This window comes from Alitiscatomonas aceti (genome assembly GCF_025567195.1).
Lineage (GTDB): Bacteria > Bacillota > Clostridia > Lachnospirales > Lachnospiraceae > Alitiscatomonas > Alitiscatomonas aceti.
The window spans coordinates 1-464 of sequence record NZ_JAOQJF010000093.1; the positions used below are offsets into that span (position 1 = coordinate 1).

At 56.2% G+C, this 464-nt stretch carries 1 protein-coding gene; it reads left to right on the top strand.

Going from position 1 to position 464, the window contains the following annotated elements:
- The coding region (locus OCV69_RS16645) for an SDR family NAD(P)-dependent oxidoreductase (RefSeq protein WP_158360326.1) at positions 1-464 on the top strand (464 nt) is incomplete at both ends.

The window sequence follows — 464 nt, forward strand, 5'->3', positions numbered from 1 at the left end:
AAGGTGGTCTTAGTGACCGGGGGAGGCGGCTCCATCGGAAGCGAGCTGTGCCGCCAGGTGGCAAGCCATAACCCGAAGCAGTTAATTATCTTTGATATCTACGAGAACAACGCCTACGACATCCAGCTGGAGCTTAAGGAAAAGTATCCGGACCTGGACCTGGTGGTGCTCATCGGCTCCGTCCGGAACACCCACCGGATCGAGACGGTGTTTGAGAAATACCGTCCCGACATCGTGTACCATGCGGCGGCCCACAAGCATGTGCCCCTCATGGAGGACAGCCCCAACGAGGCCATCAAGAACAACGTGTTCGGTACATATAAGACGGCGAAAGCGGCGGACAAGTATGGTACTAAGCGTTTTGTGCTGATCTCCACGGACAAGGCCGTGAACCCCACCAACATCATGGGGGCGTCCAAGCGGATGTGCGAGATGGTGGTGCAGATGATGAACGCAAGGTCGAA